Genomic DNA, 12,629 nt, shown 5'->3' with positions numbered 1-12,629 from the left:
AATCAGGTCGTGGATGATCTCCGCATGTGGATGCCAGGGATCATTATGCGCGTTAAAATGAAGGGTATGCAGTCCAACAGCCTTTGCGCCCAGGACGTCGGCTTCCAAACTATCCCCGATCATGAGGGCTTTTCCGGGCGCAACTTCTGCACGTTGCAGGGAATACTGGAAGATATGAGGGTTGGGTTTCTTAACCCCGGCCGTTTCCGAATCGATTACGTGCTCAAAGTATTCTGAAATTGAGGCATTCTCCAGTTTTTTGGATTGTACTTCCTGAAAACCGTTCGTGATGATATGCAAACGGTAATTGGGCCTCAGGTAATCCAGAATAGGGAGGGCATTGCTCACCAGGTGATTGAAAGTGCACAGGTAATTGATGTAATCTACCGAGAGCTTGTTTATCATTTCATCTGATACCTTGAGGGCCAATTGATCAAAGGTGTTGCGCAGGCGCTGGTAACGAAGCTCTGGTTTGCTGATCTTTTCTTCCCGGTAAAGTTTCCAGTAGGCCAGATTTATAGGGGCATAAATTTGCAGGAACTTATCCAGGTCAGCTTCAACACCGTGGTCTGCAAAAATCTTGGCAAAGGTGAGGGCCGAATTTTTCTCAAAATCCCATAGGGTATGATCCAGATCAAAGAATATGTCGGTTACCAGGTCCCTATACATGATATTTTTTGATAAGATCGGAATAGAGGTCCAGCCAATTTACCCGATGGCGGCCCCCTAGCAATTCATTGGAAAAAACAGTTATAAACTCTCCATTAACCTTTTTCACTTCCTCGTAAATAGCAGCTACCTCCCGCAACATCACCTCTGAAGACTTAAACTGAGTAAGCGAATAATCATGCAACGCAAAGGGGTGTACCCGTATAGGCTGCTGCTCTTCCATAGTTATATCATATAAATAAAAAGGGGTACAGGTACCCGCCCTGAAACCGATTTCATGGGTATACCCCATGGTGAAATCATCAGTGAACTCTGCCTCTACCAAATCCTGGTACGTCTGTGGAACATCAACACGGTTGTACCGCATGCGGGAAAAATTTACGGGCCGGTTGATCACATTGGAGAGTCTGGCCTTCTCATTTTTCAACAGCTCATTGTCCCGGAAAGAACTGTACGAGGCTGCGAGGGATACCTGGCTATAATCTGCAACCCATTTAATGAGGTATTTGAACCTGTTATTCTCGGTGGAAACGTTCTTGTCATAGGTGGAGTATTCCGCAAACTGGAAGAAGAATATGCTGTTTACCCCGGTTTCTTTATGCAAATCGATCAGGTTACTGAAATTGTTATACGGGTCTTTTTTAATACGCAATAACACAGCCAGGCGTTGTGCAATCCTTCCCAGCCTGAACCTGCTCAGATCCAACAGGATCCCAGCGAGACTTCGCATAAAACCCCTGTGGGCAAACTCATGTGAGGTGGTCACATCTATAAGTGATGTATAACGGTAGACCCTTTTCCCTGTTTCCATGTCCGGGAACTTTTCCTTTAGCTTTTCCAGCAGCTTGTGAGCCCATATATCTACCAGGGGTATTTTCAGGAAATTATGCCGGTGGGCCAGGCTTTCCTCAGGAGGGAACCTGCCGTGCTGATCCTTCACATGAGGGAGATATTCTTCATAACGGCTAATAAGGAAAAAGCTGGCGGCGAACACATCAAAAGGAAGGTTGCTGCGTTCCCCCGTCCTGAAAAAACAGGGGGTACCTTCCCAGGAATCGACCAGAACAGAGATATCATTTATCCCCTTCTGAAATAGCAGCTCATTGCTCCTGACAAAAAATTCGTTTTGCAGGGGTTGCCTGGTATAGGTAATTTTTGGTCCACTGTGTTTGATAAAGTCTTCCACTTTAGAGGTGTAAACCACATCGATCCCAAGTATCCTTGTGAAAATATGTTTCATGGTATACCGGAACCGTGGAGTTATCTTATGTGTGTAGATCAATAACATATACCTGTCAGCTGCCCATAACAGTCTGATAATTTCCTGCTAAAGTAATACGTTTTGATCGGCAAAACTAAAGTAGTGGTTTTGAGTAATGATCAGATGATCCAAAATTCGTATGTCGAAGACTTTAACCGCTTCCTGCAGTTTCCTGGTAAGTTCCTTGTCTGCATTACTGGGCTGCAAATTTCCAGAGGGGTGATTGTGCCCCAAAATAAGGGCTACGGCCCCTAATTCCAAAGCCTTGCGTAAAACCAGACGAATATCCACCAACGTTCCTGTAAGTCCCCCTTTGCTGAGTTGTGAGATCTGTATTACCCCATTGGCATTGTTCAAATACAAGATCCAGAATTCCTCATGGGGAAGATCAGACAGTTTAGGGGCGAGTACGCGATAGGCCGTTTCACTGTCCTTGATTTTGGTTTGTGCCTGCAGGTCTTCCCCCTTACACCTTCTGGCAATTTCCATAGCAGCCATTATGGTAGCTGCTTTTGCCCTTCCTATTCCTTCAAATTGAAGTAATTGTTCTAAACCAGACTTCCCCAGTATAGTAAATCGTTGCCCTGTGCTATCCAGGATGATCTTGGCCAGGGCCAGTGCGGATTGCTTACGACTCCCCGATCCGATGAGGATAGCAAGCAGCTCGGCGTTAGAGAGCAGTGCACTCCCTTTCTGCATGAGCTTTTCCCTGGGCTTGTCATCCAATGCCCATTCACTAATAGGTAATGAAGCAACACGTTTCCCCATATCATTTTCAGGGATTTAAGTATGCTTTTTTTGTACCTTCCCTGTCCATCAACCTTGGCTTATGAAATCAATTTTCGATGAAAAAACCTATCAGGAAGTCCTTGATCGTTTGGACCAGCTCACCCCTGATGCTGAACGCCAATGGGGCAAAATGACGGTTGCACAGATGCTCTGGCACTGCCAGTTCCCAGTGCGCCTCGCCATTGACAACAAGCTCAGTTCTAAAAAATATAATCCGTTAATCCGCTTGTTGTTTAAAAAATCTTTGTACAGTGATAAACCCTGGAGGAAGAACCTGCCAACGGTACCTGTGGCCAAGGCCAGGGAAGAAAAAGATTTTTCAAAAGAGCTGAGTAAATTAAAGAAAATGGTGGGAGAACTTCACGCGCTAAAAGACCGAACGGAATGGAACCCCCACCCCATTTTTGGTGAGTTTACCCCTGAGCAATGGGGTAAACTGGAGTACAAACACCTGGATCACCACCTAAGGCAATTCGGGGTATAGGCTACCTTTTCGAACTCCTGTATTAGAGATATTCGGCCTTAATTTTATCCAGGTCGAGGCCGCCGTAATTTCCCGAACTCATCAGTAGTAGCAAACCATCTCCCAGTTGCTGAGAAAGCAGAAAGGCCTGTAATTTTTCCCTGTCAGTAAATACCTGAAGATCTTCCCGGTCAAAGGCCTGGGCAATTTCCTTCGGACTAATTGGTTCCAACCTTTTAATGGCCAGGGCATCTGGCGAATAAAATACCACGGCAATATCTGCCAGATTAAGTGCACCGCGGTACTCCTGTAGAAATTTGGTATTAAGGCTGCTGTAGGTGTGTAGTTCCAGACAGGCGATGAGTTGGTGTCCCGGGTATTGTTCCCTTACCGCATGGGTGGTCGCCTTCACCTTACTTGGAGCATGTGCAAAGTCTTTGAAAGCAACACCGTTTCGCCCTTCGGCCAGGACCTCCAATCGCTTGGCAGCCCCTTTAAAGGAAGAAATGGCTTCATAAAAATCTTCCTCATCCACCCCCATTTGCTGACAAATCCATTTGGCGCCGGCTAGATTGCTCAGGTTGTGTCTTCCGAATATTTCAATAGGCATGGGTCCGTCCGGGGTTTCCAGGTAGGTTCTCCCTTCCTCAACAGTGTAGGCAGGTGTACTGTAGGGAAACTTCCTGATCGGGCTCTCAGTGGCCTCCACCAATTGTTTCACTTCATCATCCTCTTGATTGTAGGTAAGACTTCCCCCATTTACAATACTCTCGATAAAGATCCTGAACTGTTCCCGGTAATTTTCAAAGGTGGGAAAGACATTGATGTGATCCCATGCAATCCCACTGATCAAAGCAATATTAGGCTGGTACAGGTGAAATTTAGGGCGGTGATCTATTGGGGAGGAAAGGTACTCGTCTCCTTCCAAAACAATAAAATCACTTTCCTCAGTAAGCCGTACCATTCGGTCAAAACCCTCCAGTTGTGCCCCTACCATGTAATCTACGGGCCGGTCAAAATAGTGCATAACATGCAATACCATGGCCGTAATAGTGGTTTTGCCATGGCTCCCGCCGATGACTACCCGGGTTTTGTGTTTGGATTGTTCAAAAAGAAATTCCGGGTAACTGTAGAGCTTCAGGTTCAGTGCCTTTGCTTTACCGAGTTCCGGATTATCTGGTTTGGCATGCATCCCGAGGATGACCGCGTCCAAATCAGAGGTAATACGTTCCGGAAACCAGCCCATTTCATCTGGTAGTAAACCTGCAGCCCCGAGCCTGCTGCGCGAGGGCTCGTAAATCACATCGTCACTCCCTGTTACCTCATAACCTTTGTCGTGAAGGGCAAGTGCCAGGTTGTGCATGGCGCTGCCCCCTATGGCGATAAAATGTACACGCATATCCCTGTATTACCGGGCAAAGATAGGAAGACAAAAGGGGCTTACAAACCTTTCTAAGCGGGATGAATCTTTTTATCTTCGCAGCATAAACCTGGGGAAAAGAAACTCTCTTACTATCCCCCTGGAAGTAGAAATCGCACACAACATGGACTATACACTGGCAGACATCAATCCCCGTGAAATCATCCCGGGGTACCACGGAAAATTAATTCACACCCAAAATATGAGCCTTGCCTTCTGGGAGGTGGAAGAAGGTGCGGAAGTTCCCGAACATGCCCACAGCAATGAACAGGTAATGCAGGTGCTCGAGGGGCGTTTTCAGTTTAGAGTTGGTGACGTTAGCAAGGAGTATGGACCTGGTGAAATTGTAGTCATTCCCCCAAACACCCCGCACCAGGGAAAGGCCCTTAGCCCCTGTAAACTCATGGATGTATTTAGTCCGGTACGTGAAGAATACAAATAGGATATGCATATTTCGTTAGATGGAAAGAATGCCCTGGTGGGCGGCAGTAGCCGGGGTATTGGGAGAGCCGTTGCCAGGCAGCTGGCAGAAAGCGGGGCATCAGTAACACTCATGGCCAGTAATGAGACCCGTCTCAAACGGGAGGTTGCTGCATTGGCAACAACAAGTGGTCAGCAACACGGTTACCTGGTTGTTGACTTTACCCGATTCAAGGACTATAGAGAAAGGATTGAAACTTATTTTGCAGATCACAGCGTTGACATCCTGGTCAATAACACCCAGGGACCCAAAGCCGCTGGGAGTATGGAACTGACCGTAGACGATTATCAGGAAGCCTTTGACACCCTTTTTAAATGTGTCGTCCATACTACCCATCTGGCCCTGGAACACATGCTTTCAAAGCAATGGGGACGCATCATCAATGTGGCCTCTGTGTCTGTTAGGGAACCCCTTTCCTATCTTGTGCTTTCCAACACTATCAGGGCTTCGATCGTCACCTGGGCCAAAACACTCTCCCGGGAAGTGGCCGCCTATCAGGTAACGGTAAATAATATCCTAACCGGATATTTTGATACCGAAAGGATTGCAGAACTCAATGCCAAAAAAGCAGAACAACTCGGGATTCCCCCGGAAGAGGTCCGGGCAAACATGGAAGCTCAGGTACCCATGAAGCGAATAGGAAAACCAGAGGAGTTTGGCGCACTGGTGGCTTTTCTTGCCTCTGATCAGGCCGCTTACCTGACAGGTTGCAGTATCCCGCTGGATGGTGGTTTGCTGAAATCTGTCTAGAAGCTCAGTTTGTCTTTAAAGATATAGGATTGGCGCCTGGAGATTTCAACCTCCTGACCATTATTCATTTGCAGCTTTAGCTTCCCATTAAACCAGGGCATGACTTCCTGTATGAAGTTGATGTTGATGATCTGTTGCCGATTGGCGCGAAAAAAATGCTGCGGGGGCAGCTTTTCCTCTATCTGGTTCAGTGATTTATACAGCAGTGGCTTTTGTTCCTGAAAATAGACGCGAGTGTAGTTGCCTACCACTTCGAACAAAGCAATGTCCCCGATCTTTACCAACCAGCACTTTTCTCCATCTTTAATGAAGATCTGGCTGTTCTCCCTTAGCTGGGCACCTCGGGCTAGTGTTTCGTCCCCAGCCCCTTCCTGACGGGTTGCCACCTTTTCAATAGCCATATCAAACCGCTTTTGGTTGATGGGTTTCAACAGGTAATCCAGGGCGTTGTATTCAAAGGATTTAATGGCGAATTCGTCAAAGGCGGTAGTGAAGATGGTCATCGGGACCTCATCCAGCATTTCCAGTAACTCAAATCCATCTTTTTCGGGCATATTGATATCGAGGAACAGGAGGTCTGGGTGGGTGTTGCTGATCAGTTCGTAGCCCTGGTCCACATTTTCTGCCTCTCCCACCAGTTCGATCTGTTGGTGTTTTTTGATCAACTCCTTGAGTTCGTTCCTGGCCAGGCGGGAATCCTCTACAATTACAGCTCTTATTGTACTCACGATATTGGGATTTTAATGTGGGCCGTAACTTCCCCATTTGACTGGTTTAGGGAGAACCTGGCACGGTCTCCATAAAGCAATTTAAGCCGCTGCCTTATGTTCTTAAGCCCCAGTTGTGTGGAACCTTCCTGTATGTTGAGTTCTCCCGAATTCACAACCTGTATGTCCAGTTCATTACCCTCAACGCATGTTGCCAATTTAATGACGCCCCCTTTCTTCAGCTTGCCAATCCCGTGTTTCGCGGCATTTTCAACCAGTAGTTGTACAATCATTGGTGGAATCTCCATTTTCAGGCTTTCCGGGGCGATTTCCTTTTCAAAGCTCAAGCGGTCTTCGAACTGTATCTTGGAAAGGTCGATATAGTTATCCACCATTTCCAGTTCATGCTCCAGCGCAATGGCATTCACATTGTTCTTAGTCAGGGAATAGCGCAGCATATCCGACAATTTCGTGAGCATGTCCCTTGATTTTTGGACATCTTCCAGCATGAGGCCACGAATATTGTTCAGGCTGTTGAACATAAAGTGGGGATTGATCTGTCCTTTCAGTGTATTCAATTGTGCCTGCTTGAGGGTGGCATTGAGTTCCAGCCTTTCTATCCGGTCTGCATTTAGCTTGAGAAGCAATTTAACAACCAGGTAACAAACTACCCAGGCAAAAATGGTCAGTATAGAATTGATAACTAAAAGCCAGAAACTATTGTAAATTTCAAAAACCCGGAGGTCCATGTCAGTTTCCAGATCTCCAATGGATTTATACAAGAATCCAAAAGCCAGGCTTAACAAGCCATATCCAAAACCGGTGATAAGGGTTGAGACAAAAATTCTGACAATTTCCTTTATTCCAAAATTGTCAAAAAACACATGGCGCTTCAGGTAGTATCTCAGAATTGAAGTTGTAAATATCCCGATAAAAATTCCGACCAGGATGTTATAGACGAAGAATCGGGTACTCAGGTCCTTCAACAAAAGGACACCGAGCATATTAATAGCACCCCAGCCCAGAAACTGGAGCAACCAAAAAATTCGGTTCCTTTTTTTATCGCTAAGATGCATGCGGATCAGGTTCTTGTTCAAAGATACGTGACTTGTTCATATGAAGGTCACCCAAAGAAGTGATAAAACCCTTTCCCCACAAAGTACCCTATTGTAAACATACACACGGTTACTAAGAGGGTCAGTAGAATGGCTTTTGACAACAACGGACTTACAACCTCCCTGTTTTTCATAATTAAAATTTAGGCGATAATAATTAAAATTAATGTGGCTACAATCTTTGCTAAGGTGAGCATGGCTATGGGTTTTTAGTTATCTACAGCTAAAGTACCCCGGTCATTAACGATTTGAAACAGATTTATGAGGAGCGGTAAATTCCAATAGTTGGGCGGTAAACCTTCCTGAGATATCAAAAAAAAGGGAGGCCCGCTGACCTCCCCTTTGTTGCTTTAAAATAGTCGTTCAATTAATCTAGTATTGGCTTTTTAATTGCCTTATCTCCCAAATGTTTGGCATAGAAGCCCATCATCGTCTTGTAGAGGTGGATGGAATTTTCTTCTTTACCAAACCCATGTCCTTCATCGTACTTAACCATATAGGGAACATCAAATCCTTTTTTGCGGAGTGCACTAACAATTTGGTCAGATTCATCGATGTTCACCCTGGGGTCATTTGCCCCCTGAACCACGAAGAGGGGTTTTTCAATTTTATCGATCTGGTATACCGGGGAAACTTCCTCCATGATGGCCTTTTCCTCAGGGATATCCTCATCGTACCAGATCTCTTTGATAATCTTCATATAGGGTTTCCAATAGGGGGGGATGGTCCTCATAAAGGTGAACAGGTTAGATACCCCAACGTAATCCACACCACAAGAATAGAGGTCTGGTGTTTTGGTGAGGCCCCTCAATACCGCGTAACCACCATGGCTACCGCCATAGATCGCTACCTTTTGCGGATTCACCCAACCTTGTTCAATTACGTATTTCAGACCATCTTCCACGTCGTCCATGGCCTTCCTTCCTATTTGTTTGAAGCCTGACCTGAGGAATTCCTTTCCATAGCCCCCGGAAATCCGGAAGTTTACCTGTAGCGTGGCATAGCCCCGGCTCGCGAATAACTGTGTTTCCGGATTGAAGCCCCAGGAATCCCGTATTCCCTGCGGTCCACCGTGCGGATTGACGATAACAGGAACTTTTTCACCCTGAAGTGCAGCTTTGGGCAGTGTAATATAACCGTGAATAGTAAGGCCGTCCCTGCTGGTAAAGGTAATGGGGCGCATTTCGGCCATATCTTCTTCTTTGAGCTGTGGCATGAGGTTGTACAACTCTTTGAATTCCCCTCTTTCCACGTCGTAGGAATAGTAGGTACCATAGAGCTTGTCGCTTGTAATATAGATCAGGTATTGCTTCTCATCATCCGTGTAATCCGCTATTCCGTATTGCTTGTCTTTAAACTTTTCTGAGATGTTATTGTGAAGCTTTTTATAGAAGGAGCTTACTGGCACTATCACCTGTTTTTCACCTTCGTACTCGAAATAATCCACTTCCCAATTGCGTTTCCGTGAAGTGGCCATATTGGCTACGTCGTACTGATCATTTGAGTACACTTTCTCCAGAATTTTTCCCTCTTTCAGGTCGTAGAGGATGATCTCGGCCTTATCGCTCTCCAGGTTAGACACCATATAGGCGTCATGGGGATAATCGGTGGCGTAGTTGAACTGCAGGATCCCGAAGGCATCTTTCCAGTTCAATTGTTTGATCAACTCAAACTTTCCATCTTCCCTGGCATAGTAGAGATCTGTTTCCACGCCGTCTCTCAATCTGGTAAAGGACTTTAAATTCCCATCCTTGTCAAAATTGTATCCTACGATAGGACTTGATGGGTCGTCATTGGTATACAGCTGTGTAATCTCCCCGCTAACTACATTGATCTTGAAAGGTTCAAACGTCTGTGGGTTGTTTTTATTCATCTGAACGATGATATGGTCCTTGTCTTCCTTCAGCAGGTCAGAAAACTGTGCCTGAACGCCTTCAAAGGGGGTCAGGTCTTTTTGGTTACTACCATCGAGGTTCACCGCATATACGTGATAGTTTTCATCTCCTCCCTGATCCATCAAATACACCAAACGCTCATTGTTGATCCAGGCATACCCGCGAATGAGTTCCTCTTTCTCTTCAATGGCTCTTTTTACTTCCCCCGTGGCAATGTTTCGCACATAGACATGCCTTTTCAGGTTCTCGTCCTTTTCCCGGTAAGACATGTAGGTGCCGTCAGGGGAAAAACGGAAGGTAGAGGCCTTGGGCCTGGCAAAGTAATCCTCAACAGAATATTTGAAATCCCCTGTATCCAGTGACGCCAGTTGGTCCAGCTCCTCATCGGTTGTAACCAGTTCCGGGTTTCCCGGGATGGTTTTCACTGTACGATCCATCGTTAGGGGAAGCTCCATTCCGGCCTGATAAAATGTTCCCGTAAGCTGGTCTCCGTCCAAGACGGCCACGTACTTGATACCTGCCTGTTTGAAAAGGATGGTTAGTTCACTCCCGTTAAGGGTAGTGTCATCCATGGGAATATCGGTAGCTCCCTGGGAAGGACTATCCATTGTAGAAGTATAGGTGCCCTCAGCTTCCTCAATATTAAAAACCAGAGGCAATTCCATACCTTGCACCATCAGGTTGCCTTTCCAGCTTCCGGTTATATCCTGAGCCATTACCTGAATACCCATAAGGAGTACCACTAATCCCAGCAATTTTTTTGCAATTTGAATGTGTAGTTGCATGATTACAGATTTTTGTGATTATCAATTGTATTACTTTTAAATGTCTTTGAGAAAAAAAGACATTACAGCTTAGCTGCAATGTATTCCCAACACGAAATACGGAAGTAAGAAACAGTTAAACCAGAAAGATATGATAAGCGGTAATAAACCCTAAGTAAGCGGTCTGGAAGCTCAGCAGACCGAGATCACATGGCTTATTATAAAGGAGGATATTTTGAGAATACCTTGATGGTAATGTCCCGCAGGACACGTTCCCGTGTATTCGGTGAAGCGTTTTCACTAAAATTACTTGTGCTAACTGCCTGCCAGAACAATGCATCCCGCTGGGCATCTACAAAATCGAAGATAATTTCCCTGGCCATTCCACCGCCACCAATAGGAAAACCAACAGAAATGCCTCCTCCAACCCTCCTGCCGGTACCCCCCATCCCAACACCTACCGTACTATTGGGATTGCTGCGATAACTTACACTCTGGATGTTTACAAAAAAGTCAGGTTGTTCACCAAGCTTCAGGCCCCTGGATTGCAATACGGAGTCTACCGCCCTTAGCAATCTTTTCGTGTCCAATTCACTGAGCCCGGTATCCATATCAGGATAATAATCATAAGTGGTGTAGCCCGAAAAATCAGTGCCCGGGGTATAGTCATAATTCACCCTGATGCTGGCGCAAGATGTAAAAAGAAAGATTACAGCAAGAAATACAACTTTTTTCATAAGCAGTGGTCTCCTAAAATTAATAAAAATGACCCGCTTATTGAAGTGTGTGAAGGCCTATTCGTTCAACAGCAACCAAAGTTGATCTTTTAGCTGCTGTAGGCCCAGGGTGGTTACCGAGGAGATAAAGATATAGCTGGTGTCCTTGAGATCGCGATTTAATTCCCGGTCCATTTCCTCCATTAGTTCCTCGTCCAGCAAATCGGACTTGGAAATGGCCACCAATCGCTGTTTATCCAGCAACTCCGGGTTGTATTTCCTGAGTTCATTTAACAGGATCTCATACTCCCTGGAGATGTCCGGACTATCTGCCGGGATAAGGAATAAAAGTACGGCATTGCGCTCAATATGCCTCAGAAAATAGTGCCCCAGTCCCCTGCCTTCGGCAGCTCCCTCAATTATCCCGGGGATATCTGCCATTACGAAGCTTCGGAAATCCCGGTACTTTACAATCCCAAGGTTAGGCTTCAGGGTGGTGAATTCGTAATCCGCTATTTTGGGTTTGGCAGCTGTCATTGCAGCGAGCAGGGTAGACTTTCCGGCATTCGGAAATCCCACCAGTCCCACATCCGCCAGGACCTTAAGTTCAAGGGTGATCCTTTTATCCTCACCTTTTGTGCCGGGTTGGGCGTATCGGGGCGTTTGGTTCGTAGCAGATTTAAAATGCCAGTTCCCCAGGCCGCCCTGCCCACCTTCAGCTACGATTTTTTCTTCGCCCTCCTCCGTAATTTCAAACAGTACTTTATTGGTTTCCGTATCTCTTACCAGGGTACCCAGTGGCACTTCTATATATACATCTTCACCGGCAGCCCCAGTACTCCGGCTTTTACTCCCGTGGGCCCCATGACCTGCTTTAAAATGCCGCTTGAATTTAAAGCTGAAAAGGGTCCATAAGTTCTTATTACCGCGGACAATCACGTGCCCCCCACGACCTCCGTCACCGCCATCAGGCCCTCCCTTGGGTACAAATTTTTCACGTCGAAGATGTGCAGATCCCTGTCCTCCGTTTCCCGAAGCCACATCAATCTTCACATAATCCACAAAATTGCCCTCGGTCATATCTCGGGTCTAATGTTCTATTCGTCTATATGAAATTATGAGGCAGTCAGGGAATCGATAACCTTGGCCAAACGCTCGGTAATCTCTTTTATTTCCCCTACCCCATCAACACTGTGAAATTTCTCCTGTGAAGCGTAGAACTGTTTTAGAGGAGCAGTCTTCTCATTGTATTCTACAAAGCGGTTTCGGATTTTGTCCGCATCCTGATCATCACTCCTGCCACTGGTCTTCCCTCTTTCAAGCAGGCGTTGGAGCAATATTTCGTCTTCCGCTTCAAGGGCAATGGTGGCATCGATCTGCATGCCTTTGGATTCCAGCAGGTTATCCAGGGCTTCAGCCTGTGCCGTGGTGCGGGGGAAACCGTCAAAGATGAACCCGCTCGCATCCGGATTGCTTTCCACCTCATCCCTCAGCATGTTGATGGTGACCTCATCGGGGACCAAATCTCCCTTATCGATGTAGGATTTAGCCAGGGTACCCAGTTCGGTCCCCTGCTTTATATTTCTCCGGAAAACCTCC

13 protein-coding genes are annotated in these 12,629 nt (G+C 46.2%); 3 read left to right on the top strand and 10 right to left on the bottom strand.

The features are described 5' to 3' along the window. The 3 genes from AC4E7D_RS05600 to radC form a co-directional block, all read right to left on the bottom strand. A partial coding sequence (locus tag AC4E7D_RS05600; RefSeq protein WP_490172829.1) for a YjjG family noncanonical pyrimidine nucleotidase occupies positions 1 to 669 on the bottom strand: 669 nt, incomplete at its 3' end. Beyond that, positions 662 to 1,957: a polysaccharide deacetylase family protein gene (locus AC4E7D_RS05595; protein WP_490172828.1), complete on the bottom strand. Its 1,296-nt coding sequence runs from the start codon at positions 1,955 to 1,957 to the stop codon at positions 662 to 664. The genes AC4E7D_RS05595 and AC4E7D_RS05600, both read right to left, overlap by 8 nt. Positions 1,958 to 1,996: 39 nt before the next feature. After that, positions 1,997 to 2,698 carry a RadC family protein gene (gene radC / locus AC4E7D_RS05590; RefSeq protein WP_490172827.1) on the bottom strand — a complete coding sequence of 234 codons (702 nt, stop codon included), beginning with the start codon at positions 2,696 to 2,698 and terminating at the stop codon, positions 1,997 to 1,999. 61 nt (positions 2,699 to 2,759) lie between these two features. Here radC and AC4E7D_RS05585 point away from each other — a divergent pair, with 61 nt between their 5' ends. Beyond that, positions 2,760 to 3,203, top strand: a complete 444-nt coding sequence (locus AC4E7D_RS05585) for a DUF1569 domain-containing protein (protein WP_490172826.1) — start codon at positions 2,760 to 2,762, stop codon at positions 3,201 to 3,203. Between the two features lie 22 nt (positions 3,204 to 3,225). Here the strand turns inward: AC4E7D_RS05585 and AC4E7D_RS05580 are convergent, their stop codons facing one another. Further along, positions 3,226 to 4,581, bottom strand: coding sequence for a UDP-N-acetylmuramate--L-alanine ligase (locus AC4E7D_RS05580; RefSeq protein WP_490172825.1), 1,356 nt, complete (start codon positions 4,579 to 4,581; stop codon positions 3,226 to 3,228). Between the two features lie 145 nt (positions 4,582 to 4,726). Here AC4E7D_RS05580 and AC4E7D_RS05575 point away from each other — a divergent pair, with 145 nt between their 5' ends. Beyond that, positions 4,727 to 5,044: a cupin domain-containing protein gene (locus tag AC4E7D_RS05575; protein WP_490172824.1), complete on the top strand. Its 318-nt coding sequence runs from the start codon at positions 4,727 to 4,729 to the stop codon at positions 5,042 to 5,044. 3 nt (positions 5,045 to 5,047) lie between these two features. Then, positions 5,048 to 5,833: an SDR family oxidoreductase gene (locus tag AC4E7D_RS05570; RefSeq protein ID WP_490172823.1), complete on the top strand. Its 786-nt coding sequence runs from the start codon at positions 5,048 to 5,050 to the stop codon at positions 5,831 to 5,833. Here AC4E7D_RS05570 and AC4E7D_RS05565 read toward each other — a convergent pair. The 6 genes from AC4E7D_RS05565 to AC4E7D_RS05540 form a co-directional block, all read right to left on the bottom strand. Continuing rightward, on the bottom strand, positions 5,830 to 6,561 hold the full coding sequence (locus tag AC4E7D_RS05565) for a LytR/AlgR family response regulator transcription factor (protein ID WP_490172822.1): 732 nt from the start codon (positions 6,559 to 6,561) through the stop codon (positions 5,830 to 5,832). The two genes, AC4E7D_RS05570 and AC4E7D_RS05565, sit on opposite strands and share 4 nt — an antisense overlap. Beyond that, positions 6,558 to 7,637: a sensor histidine kinase gene (locus AC4E7D_RS05560; protein WP_490172821.1), complete on the bottom strand. Its 1,080-nt coding sequence runs from the start codon at positions 7,635 to 7,637 to the stop codon at positions 6,558 to 6,560. The genes AC4E7D_RS05565 and AC4E7D_RS05560 overlap by 4 nt, the downstream gene beginning before the upstream one ends. Positions 7,638 to 8,022: 385 nt before the next feature. After that, positions 8,023 to 10,266: a S9 family peptidase gene (locus tag AC4E7D_RS05555; RefSeq protein ID WP_490172830.1), complete on the bottom strand. Its 2,244-nt coding sequence runs from the start codon at positions 10,264 to 10,266 to the stop codon at positions 8,023 to 8,025. A 266-nt stretch (positions 10,267 to 10,532) separates the two neighbouring features. Next, on the bottom strand, positions 10,533 to 11,051 hold the full coding sequence (locus AC4E7D_RS05550; RefSeq protein WP_490172820.1) for a DUF4136 domain-containing protein: 519 nt from the start codon (positions 11,049 to 11,051) through the stop codon (positions 10,533 to 10,535). A 57-nt stretch (positions 11,052 to 11,108) separates the two neighbouring features. After that, on the bottom strand, positions 11,109 to 12,110 hold the full coding sequence (gene obgE, locus AC4E7D_RS05545; protein WP_490172819.1) for a GTPase ObgE: 1,002 nt from the start codon (positions 12,108 to 12,110) through the stop codon (positions 11,109 to 11,111). A gap of 35 nt (positions 12,111 to 12,145) precedes the next feature. Next, positions 12,146 to 12,629, bottom strand: a 484-nt coding sequence (locus tag AC4E7D_RS05540) for an adenylate kinase family protein (RefSeq protein WP_490172818.1), incomplete at its 5' end; no start/stop codon positions are given.

The sequence above is a fragment of the Lentiprolixibacter sp. genome (genome assembly GCF_982873095.1).
This window is presented reverse-complemented; position numbering and strand designations above follow the sequence as displayed.

Coding starts and splice junctions, on each gene's coding strand:
- AC4E7D_RS05580 (WP_490172825.1), bottom strand. CDS start 4,581: ATGCGTGTACATTTTATCGCCATAGGGGGCAGCGCCATGCACAACCTG.
- AC4E7D_RS05555 (WP_490172830.1), bottom strand. CDS start 10,266: ATGGCTCAGGATATAACCGGAAGCTGGAAAGGCAACCTGATGGTGCAA.
- radC (WP_490172827.1), bottom strand. CDS start 2,698: ATGGGGAAACGTGTTGCTTCATTACCTATTAGTGAATGGGCATTGGAT.
- AC4E7D_RS05595 (WP_490172828.1), bottom strand. CDS start 1,957: ATGTTATTGATCTACACACATAAGATAACTCCACGGTTCCGGTATACC.
- AC4E7D_RS05550 (WP_490172820.1), bottom strand. CDS start 11,051: ATGAAAAAAGTTGTATTTCTTGCTGTAATCTTTCTTTTTACATCTTGC.
- AC4E7D_RS05575 (WP_490172824.1), top strand. CDS start 4,727: ATGGACTATACACTGGCAGACATCAATCCCCGTGAAATCATCCCGGGG.
- AC4E7D_RS05585 (WP_490172826.1), top strand. CDS start 2,760: ATGAAATCAATTTTCGATGAAAAAACCTATCAGGAAGTCCTTGATCGT.
- obgE (WP_490172819.1), bottom strand. CDS start 12,110: ATGACCGAGGGCAATTTTGTGGATTATGTGAAGATTGATGTGGCTTCG.
- AC4E7D_RS05570 (WP_490172823.1), top strand. CDS start 5,048: ATGCATATTTCGTTAGATGGAAAGAATGCCCTGGTGGGCGGCAGTAGC.